Source organism: Streptomyces sp. NPDC041784 (genome assembly GCF_055591025.1).
Genome location: NZ_JBVJAB010000014.1, coordinates 147,984 through 163,787, shown reverse-complemented (window position 1 = coordinate 163,787; position 15,804 = coordinate 147,984). Strand labels below are relative to the sequence as shown.

The following is a 15,804-nucleotide window of genomic DNA, read 5'->3' as shown; positions in this document are numbered from 1 at the left end:
GCTGTGTCCGGGCGGGCACACGGTGTCGGAACGGTCACTTCCACGACACAGCGTACGGACAGCTGTTGAACAGGCCGTTCACCCTGCGGGAGCGTGGAACGCGACGGCGGCCCGTCCTTCTCGGGGGAGGGGACGGGCCGCCGTGCGCGCGGGCTCAGTTGGTGACCGTGAAGTGCAGCGTGTCCTTGAGGAACGGTATCTGCAGCCACGGGTCGGGCTGGGCCATCAGGGCCAGCAGGACGATCGCCGTCCCCAGCACCGCGTACGTCACGATGTCCGTGAAGCGGGAGCGTACGGCGAGCATGCCGACGCCGGGCAGCAGCCAGCGCAGCACCGCGCCGGCCAGCAGGGCGACGCCGATCAGTATCGTCCCGATCCGGAACTGGTCGAGCGCGGTCACCAGCAGGCCGAGCGCGACCAGGCCCAGGACCGCGATGATCGGCCACTGCCGGGCGGCCAGGGCGTCGGCGGCCGCCGCCCGGCCCGCGCCCTCGGGACGCGCCGTGTCCCTGGTGAACTTCGGGAAGCGGCGGGTGGTGCGGTGCGGCACGCCCTCGGCGTCCGGCGCGCTGACGGGATCCCGTACCTCGATGTCCTCGGGCTCGCCCGAGGTGCCGTCAGACGACACTGCGCTCCGCCGCCTCGACCACGTTGACGAGCAGCTGGGCGCGGGTCATCGGGCCGACCCCGCCGGGGTTCGGGGAGATCCAGCCGGCCACCTCGCGCACGTCCGGGTGGACGTCGCCCACGATCTTGCCCTCGGCGTTGCGGGAGACACCGACGTCGAGGACGGCGGCGCCCGGCTTGACGTCCTCGGCGCGGATCAGGTGGGCGGAACCGGCGGCCGCGACGATGATGTCCGCGCGCCTCAGATGGGCCGCGAGGTCCCTGGTGCCGGTGTGGCACTGGGTCACGGTCGCGTTCTCGCTGCGCCGGGTGAGCAGCAGCGGCATCGGGCGGCCGATGGTGACACCGCGGCCGACGACCACGACCTCGGCGCCCTTGATCTCGACGCCGTACCGGCGCAGCAGGGTGAGCACGCCGTGCGGGGTGCAGGGCAGCGGGGCGGGTTCGTTGAGGACCAGCCGGCCCAGGTTCATCGGGTGCAGGCCGTCGGCGTCCTTGGCCGGATCCATCAGCTCCAGGATGCGGTTCTCGTCGATGCCCCGGGGCAGCGGCAGCTGCACGATGTACCCGGTGCAGGCCGGGTCCTCGTTCAGCTCGCGGACGACCGCCTCGATCTCCTCCTGCGTGGCCGTGCCGGGCAGTTCGCGCTGGAGGGAGGCGATACCGACCTCGGCGCAGTCGCGGTGCTTGCCGGCGACGTACTTCTGGCTGCCGGGGTCGTCCCCGACGAGGATCGTGCCGAGGCCGGGCGTCACCCCCTTCTCCCTCAGCGCCGCCACACGGGCGGTCAGATCCGACTTGATCTCGGCTGCGGTGGCCTTGCCATCGAGAATCTGGGCGGTCATGGCCCCATCCTCCCGGATGACGGGCCCCCGGTTCCAATCCGGGTGACCCGACGGGTGCCCCCGGGTGTGCGCCCTTGATCGATGATGTTGCACTTGCACAACACCTGCGGAATCCGGCTGGACAACAAACCGGCCATTGCAGAACGATTGACGCCACAGTGCCGCGGGCAGTACCGGGGGGACGAACCGCATCTGTACCTCTTCCTCCGACACCAGGCCGCCCGTCGTCCCCGCACTCGAGCGCACCACGGAGGAAGGACCGCCATGAGTTTCGGCGAGCCGCACAACCCCTACGGGCCGCCGCAGCCGGCCCCTCAGCAGCCCCCCGCTCCCGGTTACGGCTACCCCGGCCAGGCCCCGCAGGGCTACGGCGCCCCGCAGGCCCCGGGATACGGGCAGCAGCCGTACCCCCACCCTGGCGACCCCGGCTTCCAGGGCGGCTACCCCGGCGGTCCCTTCGCGATGCCCGGTATCACCCGGGCCGCGCAGATCATGCTCGGTGTCGTGGTGCTCGCCCATGTGATCGTGGCGGCCGGGTACGCCTGGGTGCTGTCCGTGTGGGACGAGAAGATGGACGAGGCGGGCGTGTCCGGCACCGCGGACGCGGAGCGGGTCGCCGACCTCGGCAAGGGCGTGATCGGCTTCTTCGTGGGCCTGGCCGCCGTCTTCGCGATCCTCGGTGTGATCCTGCTGCTCCAGTGGGCCAAGGGCGGCAACGGCGTCCGGGTGTGCGCCATCGTCTACGGCTCGTTCGCGATCGTCACCGGCATCTTCATGATCGCCGCCTGGGGCCTGGGCCTCGTCCTGATGGTGGTGTCCATCCTGCTGATCGTCTTCTCCGCGAAGCGGGTCACCGCAGAATGGTTCCGCCGCCCGCGCTTCTGAGGGCGCGGGAGCGCTGTCGCGGGAGGGCGCGAACGCGCTGTCCCACGGGGGCGCAGGAGCGTCTTCACGCCATTCCTCCACGGGGCCGTGTCACGCCGTGACACGGCCCCGTCCCGTCGCCCACTCTGATGCGGTAGGCGCGGGTGGGGGGCGGGAGACACAGCGTGTACAGCATCATCGTCGTACCACCGGCGGACCCGGACGAAGGGCGCGGCGGCACTGAGCCCCGGCGCCGGCTCCGGCTCGCCCCCGGTGAGCGGCTGACCTTCGGGCGCTCGGCGCGCGACAACGACCTGGCGATCCCGCACGAGGGCGTCTCGCGGCGGGCCGGCGAGATCACCGCGCAGGGCGCGTTCTGGATACTCGGCAACTTCAGCCGGGAACAGACCTACGTGGTGGAGAACCCGGAGGGCGCGGGCGAGCACATCAAGGTCGCGCCGGGCCGGCTGGACGCGCCGGTGCCCTTCGAGTTCGCCCGGATCGTGCTGCCCGCGGCCGGCGATCTGCTGCCGGTCGAGGTGTGGGCGCCGCGCCACGACTACCTGGGCACGGCGTCCGGGCTGGACGGCGCGACCACGGCGCCCGCGTTCTCGCTGGACCGCACCAAGCGCTACTTCGCGGTGCTGGCCGCGCTCTGCGAGCCCCGGCTGCGCGGCGAGCCGCACGCCCCGCTGCCCACCGTCGAGCAGGTCGTCGCCCGGCTGCGGCCCGCCTGGCCGGCCGCCTCGCGCACCTCGGTGCAGTGGAACATCGACTACCTGGCCGTGAAGCTGCGGCTGAAACCCGGCCCCGACACGGCGGACCCGGGCCCGCGCCTGAACGGCAAGAAGGAGTCCCTGGTGTCGCTGGCGCTCCGCTTCGACCTGGTGCGCGAGGACGACCTCGCGGTACTGGCCGGGCGGACACCCCCGCCGGCCGATCCGGGGGCCGTACGGTGACCGGGGCCTACACCGTCCAGGTCCCGAACGGGTACCGGATCGGGCGCTGGGAAGTGCGGGAGCCCCTCGCGACCGGGGCGTTCGGCAGTGTGTACGCGGCCCGGCGGCACCCCGATGACAACGATGCCCCGGCGGACCTGCCCGAGTCGGCCGCCCTCAAGTTCCTGCCCACCGGCACCCGTACCCCGCGCCAGCTCGCCCATCTGCGCGAACTCGCCGAGCGGGAACTGGAGTTGCTGAGCCGTCTCACCAGCCCGCGGCTGATCCGCCTCTACGAGACGCTCACCGTGGACGACCCGGACCGCCCTCACCTCGACGGCGCCACCGTGCTGGTGCTGGAGCGGGCCGAGACGTCCGTCTCGGCGCTGCTGAAGCGCACCCCGAGGCCCGCGGCCGGGCCCGCCCTGCTCGCCGAGGTCTGCGCGGGCCTCGCCCAGCTGCACCGGGCGGGCTGGGTGCACGGCGACCTCAAGCCCGCCAACGTGCTGCTGATGGGGGACGGTTCGGCCCGCCTCGCCGACTTCAACATGGCCGCCGAGCTGGAGGGCACCCACGCCTATACCCCCGCCTTCTCCACCCCCGACTACACCCCGCCCGAGCTGCTGTGGGCCGAGATCGGCGAACGGGGCCGCCGGATCCGCCCGTCCGCCGACGTGTGGGCCTTCGGCGTCCTCGCCCATCTCGTCCTCACCGGCTCCTTCCCGCTGCCCGGCGGCACCCCGACGGCCCGCCGCGACGCGGCCGTCGCCTACGCCCGCGGCACCGCCGAGCTGCGGCTGTCCCCCGAACTCCCGGACGCCTGGCGCGAGACCGTCCGTGCCTGTCTGGCCCGTACGCACGCCGACCGGATCGGCACCGAGGCCCTGCTGCGCCGGGTGGAGACGGTCACCGCGACGGCACCCTCGGGCGGCCGCCCGCTCGGCCTCTCCGGCCGCCTCTCCGCTCGCCTCCGTGGCCGCCTCTCCGGTCGCCTCGCCGGCCGCCCTTCCCGTCGTACGGCGGTGCTGGCCGCCACGCTCGCCACCGTCACCGTGGCGGCCCTCGGGTACGGCGTCGCCACCTGGGGCGGCGCCGGCGCGGAGGAGGAGTCCGGGCCCGGCGGGGCGTCGGCGAACGCGGCCGCGCTGTACGGCGCCGAGTACCTCCGTACCGACCGGGGCATACCGACGCCGTACCGGCTGCTGATCGTCGAGACGGCGAAGGACTGCGACCACCGGTCCGTCACCCCGGCCCTGATCGCCGCCATGCTGAAGGTCGAGAGCGACTTCGACCCGGACCTCTCCGACCCCGCCAAGGACGAGTACGGCATCGCCCGCTGGACCCCGCGCGTGCTGCGCTGGTGGATGAACGAGGACGGCACGCCCGGCGAGACCGTCCCGTCGCCCCCGTTCCCGCCCGCCGAGTCCATCCCGGCGATGGGCCGCTACCTCTGTTGGATCGCCCCGCGCCTGGACACCGACATCGCCGGCGACCGGCGTGTCCTGGTCGCCGCCTCCTACCGGACGTCCTGGGACACGGTGAACAAGGCCGGCGGGGTCCCCGCCGAGTACCGCGCGTACGCGGAGCGGGTCGCCCACTACCTCAAGGAGTACACGCCCCCGGGCCGCACGTGACCCTGAGAGGTCCGAGGTACCCCCCGGCCCCGGCGTGCCCGATGGTGTGAGTGCCGCACCGGAGACGGGCGGCGAGGGGGAACCCGCGGGGAGACGGGGGACCCACGGGGGAGACGGGGGAACGTTCCATGAAGCGTGCGCTCGCTTCGCTGTGTGCGGTCGCGGCGGTCACGGGGGTCGTCGCGACCGGATGCGGCCGGGGCACGGAGACCGCCGCCGCCGCGCGTCAGGGCCGGCCCGAGCCGCTGACCTGGCAGCAGGAGCTGCGCGTCGGCGACGCCCAGCAGCGCCTGACCCGGCAGTGCATGAACCGGCACGGCTTCTCCTTCTGGGAGGACCGCTCCCTGACCCTGCGCGAGAGCATGCCGGTGCGCTATGTGCAGGACGACGTGGCGTGGGCGCGGACCTACGGGTACGGCGGCCGGATCGAGGCCCGGCAGGAGCGACGGCGTTTGCACCACCCCGTCGCCGCGTACCGGCAGGGGCTGTCCGCGTCGCGCCGAGCCGCCTTCGACCGGGCCCTGGACGGCGGCGACGGCGGCTCCCAGGTGCTCTCGGCCGAGCTGCCCGGCAGCGGCCGCGAGGTCCGCAAACGTCTCGGCGGCTGCACGGCGGAGGCGGAGAAGGCCCTCTACGGGGACCCCGCCGTGTGGTTCCGCGTGTCCAAGACCGCCACGGGTCTGAACGCGCTGTACTCCGCCGACCTCATGCGCGACCGGCGGCTGACCACCGCCGTGGCCGCCTGGTCACGGTGCCTGAAGAAGGCCGGACTGTCCTATCCGGACCCGCAGGCGGCCCGTGACGCGATACGGGAGAACACCGCACGGCTCGGCCCGGCGGGCACCGACCGGGCGTTCGCCACCGAACGGGCGACCGCCGTCGCCGACGCCCGCTGTGCCCGCTCCACCTCCCTGAGGTCCGTGGCCACGGACCTGGAGACCTCCTACGTCGACCGGCTCCCTGACCGGTACGGCGACGCGCTCGACACCTATCGGCGCCTCCAGCGGCAGGCGTACGACCGCGCGGTGCGGATCGTGCCGCAGCGCGCCTGACGCGACGCAACCGATTCCACGAAACGGACGCGACAGATTCAACGAAACGAGGGGAACACCATGCGCAAGTTCGCCATCACGGCGGCGGTGGTCGGCCTGACCGCGCTCGGGACGGTCGTACCGGCGACGACCGCCCAGGCGGCCGACACCGGCGCCCAGGCCACCGTCTGCAACAGCAAGTGGCCGGGCCGCAACGGCAACGTCTACGCCTGGGACGGCTACGACTGCCAGGGCACCCTGCTGGGCGTCACCGCGGGCAGCGACTCCGACTGGAGCACGGACGGCGGCGGCTTCACCAACGCCTGGGACAAGGCGTCGTCCGTCATGAACGCCGGCTACACCGGCGGCAACGACGTCGTGGAGTTCTGGTTCATCCAGGAGTACCAGGCCGGGTACGCCTGTCTGTCCCCCTACGAGTACTTCGCCGACGACCTGTCCGACAACTCGTTCAGCAACGGCGAGAGCGCGGACAACAACATCCGCTCGCACAGGTGGGTCAGCAGCTGCAACGTGTGGCTGACCTGACCCCCGCCGACCGGTGCGGGCGGTCCCGGCCCCACCCGGGGCCGCCCGCACCTCGCCGCTCCGGGGCGGCGTCCCGCGTGACCGCCGTACGGGGGGCGGCGGAGACGGGGCCGCGGGAACGGGCGGTCCGGCGGGATGCCGGACCGCCCGTTCCCGTGCGTGCGATCAGTGGAAGAAGTGCCGCGTCCCGGTGAAGTACATGGTGACGCCCGCCTTCTTCGCGGCCTCGACCACCAGCTCGTCACGGACCGAACCGCCCGGCTGGACGACGGCCTTGACCCCGGCCTCGACAAGGATCTCCAGCCCGTCCGGGAAGGGGAAGAACGCGTCGGAGGCAGCGTAGGAGCCGCGCGCCCGCTCCTCGCCGGCCCGCTCGACGGCGAGCTTCGCGGAGTCGACCCGGTTGACCTGGCCCATGCCGACGCCGACCGAGGCACCGTCCTTGGCGAGCAGGATCGCGTTGGACTTCACGGCCCGGCAGGCCTTCCAGGCGAAGGACAGCTCGGCCAGCTCCTCGGCGCCGAGCGCCTCGCCGGTGGCCAGGGTCCAGTTCGCCGGGTCGTCGCCGTCCGCCTGGAGCCGGTCGGTGACCTGGAGCAGGACACCGCCGTCGACGGGCTTGACCTCGACCGGGTTGGCGGGCGCGCCCGGCGCCTTCAGCACCCGGATGTTCTTCTTCTTGGCGAGGGCCTCCAGGGCCCCCTCCTCGTAGTCGGGCGCCACGATGACCTCGGTGAAGATCTCCGCGACCTGCTCCGCCATCTCCTTGCTGACCGGCCGGTTCACGGCGATGACCCCGCCGAAGGCCGACAGCGGGTCACAGGCGTGCGCCTTGCGGTGCGCCTCGGCGACGTCCGCGCCGACCGCGATACCGCACGGGTTGGCGTGCTTGATGATGGCGACGGCCGGCTCGTCGTGGTCGTACGCGGCACGGCGGGCGGCGTCCGTGTCCGTGTAGTTGTTGTAGGACATCTCCTTGCCGTGCAGCTGCTCGGCGACCGCGAGACCGGCGCCCGTGCCGTCGACGTAGAGCGCGGCCGGCTGGTGCGGGTTCTCGCCGTAGCGCAGGGTGTTCTCGCGCTCCCAGGTGGCGCCGAGGAAGTCGGGGAACCGCGACTCGTCCACGGGGGCGTAGGAGGAGGCGAACCAGGAGGCGACGGCGACGTCGTAGGCGGCCGTGTGCTGGAAGGCCTCGGCGGCCAGCCGCTTGCGGGCGGCGAGGTCGAAACCGCCCTCGGCGACCGCGGCGAGGACATCGCCGTAGCGGGCCGGGCTGGTCACGACGGCCACCGACGGGTGGTTCTTGGCGGCGGCGCGCACCATGGACGGCCCGCCGATGTCGATCTGCTCGACGCACTCGTCGGGCGAGGCACCGGAGGCGACGGTCTCGCGGAACGGGTAGAGGTTCACGACGACCAGGTCGAACGGCTCGACGCCCAGCTCTTCCAGCTGACGGCGGTGGTCCTCGAGCCGCAGGTCGGCGAGGATGCCGGCGTGGACCTTGGGGTGCAGGGTCTTGACGCGGCCGTCCAGGCACTCGGGGAAGCCGGTCAGCTCCTCGACCTTGGTGACGGGGACGCCGGCGGCGGCGATACGGGAGGCGGTGGAGCCGGTCGACACCAGCTCGACACCGGCCTCGTGCAGCCCACGGGCCAGCTCCTCGAGACCCGTCTTGTCGTAGACGCTGACGAGCGCACGCCGGATCGCCCGCTGGGAGCTGCTGTCGGTGGTCTGGGCGGTCACTGGATAACTACCTTTCGTCCCTCAATGCGATAGCCGTTGCGGGCGAGCCGCCCCACGACCTCGACGAGCAGCCTTCGCTCGACTTCCTTGATGCGCTCGTGCAGAGCGCTCTCGTCGTCCTCGTCCCGGACCTCGACCACGCCCTGGGCGATGATCGGTCCGGTGTCGACGCCGTCGTCGACGAAGTGGACGGTGCAGCCGGTGACCCGGGCGCCGTACGCGAGCGCGTCCCGCACGCCGTGGGCCCCCGGGAAACTCGGCAGCAGGGCGGGGTGCGTGTTCACGAACCGCCCGCCGAACCGCGCCAGGAACTCCTTCCCGACGATCTTCATGAACCCGGCGGAGACGACGAGGTCCGGCGCGTGGGCGTCGACGGCCTCGGTGAGGGCGGCGTCCCACGCGTCCCGTGTCTCGTAGTCCTTGACCTTGCGCACGAAGGTCGGGATCCCGGCGCGCTCGGCCCGGGCGAGCCCCTCGATGCCCTCGCGATCGGCTCCGACGGCCACGATCTCGGCGCCGTAGGCGTCGACACCGGTGGAGGCGATCTCGTCGAGGAGCGCCTGGAGGTTCGTACCGGATCCGGAAACCAGCACGACGAGGCGCTTGGCCACGGGCTTGGCCACGGGCTTGGCGGCCACGGTGGTGACCCTTTCTCGGGGAAGCGTTCGTACGGCCGGGCCGTACGACGTTTTGTACGTTCGTACGAATGCATCGGGCCCCCGGATACGGGGAAGCCTACGAAGCAGCCGACCGTCAGCAACGATACCGGCACACGGGGCGGCCCCCACGGGACGGGGGCGTGGCCGGAAGGTAGCGTCTGCGAGGAGCGGGATCGGGAACGCGGTCGCCGTGCGGCGCGTTCCGAAAGTGACAGCTCATGTCAGACAGTCGTATTCACCTAGGGGAAGACGCTCAGTTGATGCCGGACCGCAGCCTGCGACTCCACACGCTCCCCCCGCAGTACCTGCCGGGAGGAGAGCGCGGCGCCCTGCTGCTGCGCGAGCGCCCCGGCTCACCGCCCGACGCCCCGCAGGACGACAACCCCTTCGCCCCGCCCCCGGAGGGCACCCCGGACCGCCCCTGGCGGCCGAGGCACCCGTCCGGCGGGAACGGCTCCGCCGAGGGGCAGGGCGGACACGGCGGGCAGGGCGGCCAGGGACCTCAGGGTGGCCAGGGGCCTCAGGGCGGTCAGGGGGGTCAGGGCGGTCAGGGGGGTCACTCCCCCTGGGGCGGTCAGTGGAGCGACCAGCAGCCCGGCCGCGCGCCCGGCGGCGGTTTCGGTGAGCGGCCCGGCTCCGGTCCCGAGGGCGGCGGTCCCGGTGGGCCCGGCAGCCAGGGCGGCGGCCAGGGCGGCCCCACCTCACGCTGGGACCCCAAGGACCCGGCCCAGCGCAAGGCGCGCTACGCGCTGCTGTGCGGCATGTGGGCCTTCTTCTTCGCCCTCTTCGGCTGGCCGTACGTGGCCCTACTGCTCGGCGCCCTCGCCCTGAACTGGGGCATCGGCGCCCTGCGCGCCAAGCCCCGCACGCCCGACCCCACCAGCCCGGCACCCGCCGAGCCCACGGGCCGCCCCCAGACCACCGCCGCGATCAGCGGCATCGTCACGGCGTCGCTGGCCCTGCTCCTGGTGGCGGTCACCTTCACCGCGCAGCTCGTCTACCGCGACTACTACACCTGCACGGACGACGCCCTCACCAACGAGGCGAAGCAGTCCTGCAGCGACCTGCTCCCGAAGGAACTGAAGGGGATCCTGGGGGCGAACACCTGAGGGGTGCTTCTCGGGGGTCTGCCGGAGGTTCCTCGCAGATTCCCCGGGGCTTCTCGGGGGGTGGGCCCCTGAGCGCGGGCCGGGATGTCACAGGCGGGGCCGCTGTCTCGTCGTACGAGGTGCAGGCATTCCCCGATCAAGGAGTGGACGATGCACCTCGCGCTGTGGATCGTTGCCGGGCTGCTGGCCGTAGTGGCCCTGGCCGGCGGCATCAGCAAGTCGTTCGTGCCCAAGGAGACGCTGGCCGGGATGCACGGCGGGGGCTGGACCGGCGACTTCGGCGTCGCCTTCGTCAAGACGCTCGGCGTCCTGGAGCTGCTGGCCGCGGCGGGCCTGATCCTGCCCGCCGCGCTCGGCATCGCACCGGTTCTGGTGCCGGCGACCGCCTTCTGCTGGATTCTGCTGATGGTCGGCGCGATGATCACCCACGGCCGCCGCGGCGAATCCGCGTTCGTGGTGCTGAACCTGACCTATCTCGCGTGCGCGGCGTTCGTCGCGTGGGGCCGCTTCGGCCCCGAGTCCTTCACCGCGTGATGCCGCGTGACCAGAAGGGGGGAGCCGTCGACGTGAACAGGACCGAGGAATTCCAGGAGCTGCGGCCGCTGCTGTTCTCGATCGCCTACCGGATCCTGGGCGGCGTGAGCGAGGCCGAGGACGCGGTCCAGGAGACCTGGCTGCGCTTCGAGGCCTCCGCGACCCGGCCCAGATCGGTCAAGGCCTACCTCTCGGCCACGGTGACCCGGATCTCGATCGACGTGCTGCGCTCGGCGCGCGTCCGGCGGGAGCGGTACGTCGGGCCGTGGTTCCCCGAGCCGCTGCTCGCCGACCCCTACGAGGATCCGGCGCGGTCGGCGGAGCTGGCGGACTCCGTGTCGATGGCGGCCCTGTTGCTGCTGGAGCGGCTCAGCCCGCTCGAGCGAGCGGTCTTCGTCCTGCGGGACGTGTTCGATTTCGACTTTCCCGAGGTCGCGTCGGCGGTGGGTCGCTCGGAGGCCGCGTGCCGCCAGCTCGCGGTGCGGGCGCGGCGCCATATGGCGGCTGGCCGGCCCCGCTTCGAGGCCGACCGCAAGGAGCGGGAGGAATTGGCGTCACGGTTCTTCGACGCGCTCCGCGAAGGCGATGTCGCCGAACTGCGGGACCTGCTCGCCGCGGACGTGTCGCTGGTCGGCGACGGCGGCGGCAAGGCCCCTCAGCTGGCCAGGGCCGTCGTCGGTGCCGAGAACGTGGCCCGGCTGCTGGCCTCCGTCTTCCCCCGGATGGCCCGGATCGACGTCACGTTCGCACCGCACGAGGTCAACGGGCAGCCGGGCGCGATCTTCCGCGACCGCGACGGCAAGGTGCTCCACGCCCTGGCGCTCGACATACTCGACGGCCGGATCCACGCGATCCGCGCGGTGATCAACCCCGACAAGCTCACCCACATCGGCCCCGTGGCGGACGCCTGGGCCGTCGACCACGAACTGCGGCGCTCCCACCGCCGGCCGAACTGACCCCGAGAGCTTCGCCTGCCACCTCGCCCTCTCCGAGCAGCGCGGTCGGGTGGGGTGGGGCGGGGTGGGGTGGGGTGGGGCGGGGTGGGGTGGGGTGACGGAGGCGGCCGCGAAGAGCTCCCTCAGGGGCGCCGCCATGCGCGACGCCCAGGGCGGCCGCGATGCGGGCGATGCGGGCGATGCGGGCGCCCGCGATGCCGTGCCGGCCGTCACCGCGGCGGCGCCGCGCCCTCGTTCTCGGTGTCCCCTGTGTTCCCTGTGTTCCCCGTGTCCCCTGGGCTCCCCGTGTCCCCTGTTTTCCCTGTGGTCTCTGCGTTCCCTGCGTTCCCCGTGCCCCCCGGCGCACCTTCCCCCACCTCCCGCAGCGCCGCCCACCGCGCCTCCCGAGCCGCGTTCCCGTGCCACACGGGCCCGTCCGGCTCGTCGTCCACCTCCACGAAGTCGTACGGCTCGAAGCCGAACCCGTCATCGCCGTGCAGAACCTCGTCACTGCCGAGCGGAACCCCGTCGCCGCCGAGCGGAACCCCGTCGCCGTCACCGCGGCCCCCACGCGTCTCCCGCTCCGGCTGCCCGACCCCCGCCGTCCGCCAAGAAGTGTCCGGCACCCATGTCCGCCCCTGCCTCCATCGCGCCCACAACCCCACCGGCACCCCCACCCCCACGGCCCACAGAACCATCGCGCCCCCCGCCTGCCACCACACCGGCCCGAACCGGGCCAACGCCCCGACCCCCAACGGCCCGCCCGCCAACCCCGCGAGCGCCCCGACCAACACCCCGCACCCCACCCCCGCCGCCACCACGACGCCCACCGTCCGCCGGCGCGACCAGCAGCCCTCGCCGCCCCCCGGCAACGCCCCGGCCCTGGCCACGAACACCCCCACCGTCGCCCCGGCCACCACCGGCACGACCCCGGCGGCCCAGTTCCACACGCCGCCCGCACCCGCCTCCGGCACCGCCGCCAGCAGCGGAAACGGCGGCAGCAGCGGCGCCGGATCCGAGACCAGCGGATCCACCACATGCCCGGCCCCGAGCACATACCCCGGCCCGAGCGCGTACGCCGCAGCCCACACGGCCGCGTTCGGCACGAGCGCCACACACAGCAGCAGCACCGCGAACCGCCCCGACCACCCCTCGGTCAGCTGCAGGAACGCCCCCCGGGCCGCCCCCATGTGCCACACCGACGACGCCGCCACCAGCAACGCCCCGCCTCCGACCAGCACCGCCGCCCCGGCGCCGGCCGCCCGCACCCCCGCCCCGACCCACTCCCCGAGCACGTACCGCCGTACCCCGCGCGGCAGCGCCCGCACCAGGGCGCCCCAGGGGCGCCCGCAGCCCGTCCACACCCCCGCCCCGGCCGCCAGCACGGCGACCCCCGGCACACACACGCCCGCCCACATCCACGACGGCCGCAGCACACCGGCGGCCGCGTAGGAGGCAGCCCCCGCCGCCACGGCGAGATACCCGACGACCACCCCCGCCCACACCGTCCGCGCCCCCACCACGACGCCCGGCCGCTCCGCACCGCCGACGACCCCACCACCCCCACCACCCCCGCCGGCCCCGCCGGCCCCGCCAGCCCTGCCGTCCCTGTCGTCCCTGTCGTGCCCGCCATCCCTGTCGACCGCGTCCCGTGCGGCCCGATGCACCAGCCACACCGGCAGCACCAGCAACAGCAACGGCGTGACCCCCACCGGCGCCGCCGCCCCGGACAGCGTTTCGGTCCGCACCAGCTCCGCCCCGTGGGCCAGCAGCCACAGCGCGGCGGCGACATGCAGCGCCCCGCCCGGCCCGCTGTCCGGATAGGGCGAACTGATCCACAGCACCATCACGAGCGCGGCGAACGACCCCAGCCCCAGCCCGGCCGCCAGCACACCGCCCAGGAGGCCGGCGGCCAGCCCGGGAGACCGGTCGCGCAACCGGGCGAGCAACCGGGCGAGCAGGGGCGACAACGACGGCCGGCGAGCGCTCATCAGGATCACGCCCGCCATGGTCCCAACGACACGCGCTTTACCGCCGTAACAGGCGAACCTCCGCCGTGTCACTCAATATACGTTTATGTACTTTTTTGTACGGAAGGGCTTCCTGTGACGCAGCGCCCTGCCACCCCGCTTCCGCCGCCCAAGGAGCGCCGACGCCTGCGTGAGGCGGGCGCCTTGACTCAGGCTCAGGTCGCCGCGCAGGTGGGCGTCACCCGGGAGACGGTGCGTGCATGGGAGTCGGGCCGTACCACTCCGCGCGGGCGGAAGGGGGAGGCGTACGCGCACCTCCTGGCCGCCCTGACCACCCCGTCGACGGACCCGACCGGGGTCCCGGCGGCCACTCAGGTGGCGGAATCCACCCCTCGTCCGGCGGCGGGCCGGACGGGGAGGCACCAGCCGTCGGCCCCACCGACGGGCGTCACACCCACCACCCCCCGCGTGCCCGTCGAACGCGCGCACCCCGCCACCTTTCTGTCCCCCGCTCAGGCCTTCGACGCCCTCTACGCCTTCTGCGCCCCCGCCCTCGTCCGCCAGACCTACCTCCTCTCCGGCCGCCGCGAGCTCGCGCGCGAGTCGGTCGAGCGGGCCTTCCAGATCGCCTGGCAGCGCTGGCCCGAGGTGGCCGTCGACCCCGACCCGGCGAGCTGGGTGCGGGCGACGGCGTACGAGTACGCGCTCTCCCCCTGGCACCGGTTCCGCCCCCGATACCGCCACCCCGAACCACCGCCCGCCGACGCGGCCGACCGCGCCTTGCTCGACGTACTCCTGGCGCTCCCGCCGTCGTACCGCCGCACGCTGCTGCTGTACGACGGGGTGGGGCTCGGGCTGCCGGAGACCGCGGCGGAGACGGAGGCGAGCACGCCGGCCACGGCGAGCCGACTGCTGCACGCGCGCCAGGCGATCGCCGCGCGCCTGCCCGCACTGGCCGACCCCGCCGCGCTGCACCGGCGGCTCGCGGAGGTGGCGTCCGTCGAACGGCTGCGCGCCCCCAAACCGCCGGCCGTGCGCATGGGCAGTGAGCGGCGGGCGCGCTTCTGGACCCGCGCGGCGATCGCCTTCACCGTCACGATCATCGGCGCCACCGCACTCACCCTGCGCACGGCTCCCACGCAGTACCAGCCCCCGGTACCCCCCGGCGAGACCGTGCAGGGCATCCCCCCACGGGCCGCCCCCGGCACGCTGTCGGACAAGAAACTGAAGCTGCGGAGCAAGCTGCGCTCGGAGACGGCGCACGGCCCGGAACGGCTGATCCCGGAAGCACGCTAGGAAACGTGTTCCTGTCGGAAACGTTCCGCAGTCGCCTGTCGGGAACGTTCCGCAGTCGCCTTTCGGGAACGTTCCGCAGTCGCCTTTCGGAAGCGCCTTCGGAAGCGCGCCGGGAAACGGCGGTGGGCCCGCCCCCCACCCAGGGGAACGGGCCCACCGACATACGTCAGGAAGGTCAGCCGGCGAGGATCTCGCGCGCCAGCTTCGCCGTCTCGGTCGGCGTCTTGCCGACCTTGACGCCGGCGGCCTCGAGGGCCTCCTTCTTCGCGGCGGCCGTGCCGGAGGAACCGGAGACGATGGCGCCGGCGTGGCCCATGGTCTTGCCCTCGGGCGCGGTGAAGCCCGCGACGTAGCCGACGACCGGCTTCTTCACGTTCTCCTTGATGAAGGCCGCGGCCCGCTCCTCGGCGTCGCCACCGATCTCACCGATCATCACGATCAGGTCGGTGTCGGGGTCGGCCTCGAACGCGGCGAGCGCGTCGATGTGGGTCGTACCGATGACCGGGTCGCCACCGATGCCGACGGCGGACGAGAAGCCGATGTCCCGCAGCTCGTACATCATCTGGTACGTCAGCGTGCCGGACTTCGAGACCAGGCCGATACGGCCCGGCTTCGTGATGTCGCCGGGGATGATGCCGGCGTTCGACTGACCGGGGGTGATCAGACCCGGGCAGTTCGGGCCGATGATCCGGGTCTTGTTGCCCTTCGACACGGCGTACGCGTAGAACGCGGCCGAGTCGTGGACGGCGATGCCCTCGGTGATGACGACCGCGAGGGGGATCTCCGCGTCGATCGCCTCGACGACGGCGGCCTTGGCGAAGGCCGGCGGCACGAAGAGGACGGACACGTTGGCGCCCGTCTTCTCGATCGCCTCGGCGACCGTGCCGAAGACCGGGATCTCGGTGCCGTCGATGTCGACGGAGGTGCCCGCCTTGCGGGGGTTCACGCCACCGACGATGTTCGTGCCGTCGGCCAGCATGAGCTTGGTGTGCTTCATGCCCGTGGCACCGGTCATGCCCTGGACGATGACCTTGCTGTCCTTGTTGAGGAAGATAGCCATGGCTGTCTGAGTC

The 15,804-nt window shown here is 73.2% G+C and carries 15 protein-coding genes; 9 read left to right on the top strand and 6 right to left on the bottom strand.

The genetic code is table 11. The features are described 5' to 3' along the window. Positions 1-154: 154 nt before the first annotated feature. Both ACZ6D7_RS28450 and ACZ6D7_RS28445 read right to left on the bottom strand, forming a co-directional pair. Positions 155-628 carry a DUF3017 domain-containing protein gene (locus tag ACZ6D7_RS28450; RefSeq protein WP_469496569.1) on the bottom strand — a complete coding sequence of 158 codons (474 nt, stop codon included), beginning with the start codon at positions 626-628 and terminating at the stop codon, positions 155-157. After that, positions 618-1,472 carry a bifunctional methylenetetrahydrofolate dehydrogenase/methenyltetrahydrofolate cyclohydrolase gene (locus ACZ6D7_RS28445; protein ID WP_469496567.1) on the bottom strand — a complete coding sequence of 285 codons (855 nt, stop codon included), beginning with the start codon at positions 1,470-1,472 and terminating at the stop codon, positions 618-620. The genes ACZ6D7_RS28450 and ACZ6D7_RS28445 overlap by 11 nt, the downstream gene beginning before the upstream one ends. Before the next feature lie 264 nt (positions 1,473-1,736). Here ACZ6D7_RS28445 and ACZ6D7_RS28440 point away from each other — a divergent pair, with 264 nt between their 5' ends. From ACZ6D7_RS28440 to ACZ6D7_RS28420, 5 genes are all read left to right on the top strand, one after another. Then, positions 1,737-2,357, top strand: a complete 621-nt coding sequence (locus ACZ6D7_RS28440; protein WP_469496565.1) for a hypothetical protein — start codon at positions 1,737-1,739, stop codon at positions 2,355-2,357. Positions 2,358-2,521: 164 nt separating this feature from the next. Then, a complete protein-coding gene (locus tag ACZ6D7_RS28435; protein WP_469496562.1) occupies positions 2,522-3,295 on the top strand; it encodes an FHA domain-containing protein in 774 nt (257 codons plus the stop codon). Beyond that, a complete protein-coding gene (locus tag ACZ6D7_RS28430; protein WP_469496560.1) occupies positions 3,292-4,908 on the top strand; it encodes a serine/threonine protein kinase in 1,617 nt (538 codons plus the stop codon). Before ACZ6D7_RS28435 ends, ACZ6D7_RS28430 begins: the two co-directional genes overlap by 4 nt. A gap of 128 nt (positions 4,909-5,036) precedes the next feature. Then, positions 5,037-5,960: a hypothetical protein gene (locus ACZ6D7_RS28425; RefSeq protein ID WP_469496557.1), complete on the top strand. Its 924-nt coding sequence runs from the start codon at positions 5,037-5,039 to the stop codon at positions 5,958-5,960. Positions 5,961-6,020: 60 nt separating this feature from the next. After that, positions 6,021-6,485, top strand: coding sequence for a hypothetical protein (locus ACZ6D7_RS28420; RefSeq protein WP_469496554.1), 465 nt, complete (start codon positions 6,021-6,023; stop codon positions 6,483-6,485). A gap of 165 nt (positions 6,486-6,650) precedes the next feature. Here ACZ6D7_RS28420 and purH read toward each other — a convergent pair whose 3' ends face one another. Together purH and purN are read right to left on the bottom strand one after the other, a co-directional pair. Next, a complete protein-coding gene (gene purH / locus ACZ6D7_RS28415) occupies positions 6,651-8,228 on the bottom strand; it encodes a bifunctional phosphoribosylaminoimidazolecarboxamide formyltransferase/IMP cyclohydrolase (protein WP_469496552.1) in 1,578 nt (525 codons plus the stop codon). Further along, positions 8,225-8,866 carry a phosphoribosylglycinamide formyltransferase gene (purN, locus tag ACZ6D7_RS28410; RefSeq protein ID WP_469496550.1) on the bottom strand — a complete coding sequence of 214 codons (642 nt, stop codon included), beginning with the start codon at positions 8,864-8,866 and terminating at the stop codon, positions 8,225-8,227. Before purN ends, purH begins: the two co-directional genes overlap by 4 nt. Positions 8,867-9,147: 281 nt before the next feature. On the opposite strand from purN, the gene ACZ6D7_RS28405 reads away from it, so the two are divergent. From ACZ6D7_RS28405 to ACZ6D7_RS28395, 3 genes are all read left to right on the top strand, one after another. Beyond that, the gene (locus ACZ6D7_RS28405) at positions 9,148-9,996 is read left to right on the top strand and encodes a hypothetical protein (RefSeq protein ID WP_469496547.1); all 849 of its coding nucleotides are present in this window, start codon (positions 9,148-9,150) and stop codon (positions 9,994-9,996) included. A 150-nt stretch (positions 9,997-10,146) separates the two neighbouring features. Then, positions 10,147-10,530, top strand: a complete 384-nt coding sequence (locus ACZ6D7_RS28400; protein ID WP_469496545.1) for a DoxX family protein — start codon at positions 10,147-10,149, stop codon at positions 10,528-10,530. A 32-nt stretch (positions 10,531-10,562) separates the two neighbouring features. Then, positions 10,563-11,486, top strand: a complete 924-nt coding sequence (locus ACZ6D7_RS28395; protein WP_469496543.1) for an RNA polymerase sigma-70 factor — start codon at positions 10,563-10,565, stop codon at positions 11,484-11,486. 209 nt (positions 11,487-11,695) lie between these two features. Here ACZ6D7_RS28395 and ACZ6D7_RS28390 read toward each other — a convergent pair whose 3' ends face one another. After that, entirely contained in the window at positions 11,696-13,474 is a 1,779-nt protein-coding gene (locus ACZ6D7_RS28390) for a cell division protein PerM (RefSeq protein WP_469496540.1), read from the bottom strand. A 96-nt stretch (positions 13,475-13,570) separates the two neighbouring features. Here ACZ6D7_RS28390 and ACZ6D7_RS28385 point away from each other — a divergent pair, with 96 nt between their 5' ends. Next, positions 13,571-14,731: a helix-turn-helix domain-containing protein gene (locus ACZ6D7_RS28385; RefSeq protein ID WP_469496538.1), complete on the top strand. Its 1,161-nt coding sequence runs from the start codon at positions 13,571-13,573 to the stop codon at positions 14,729-14,731. Positions 14,732-14,906: 175 nt separating this feature from the next. On the opposite strand, the gene sucD is transcribed toward ACZ6D7_RS28385, so the two are convergent. Next, complete coding sequence (gene sucD / locus ACZ6D7_RS28380; protein ID WP_363118531.1) at positions 14,907-15,791, bottom strand: succinate--CoA ligase subunit alpha; 885 nt, start codon at positions 15,789-15,791, stop codon at positions 14,907-14,909. Between the last annotated feature and the right edge of the window lie 13 nt (positions 15,792-15,804).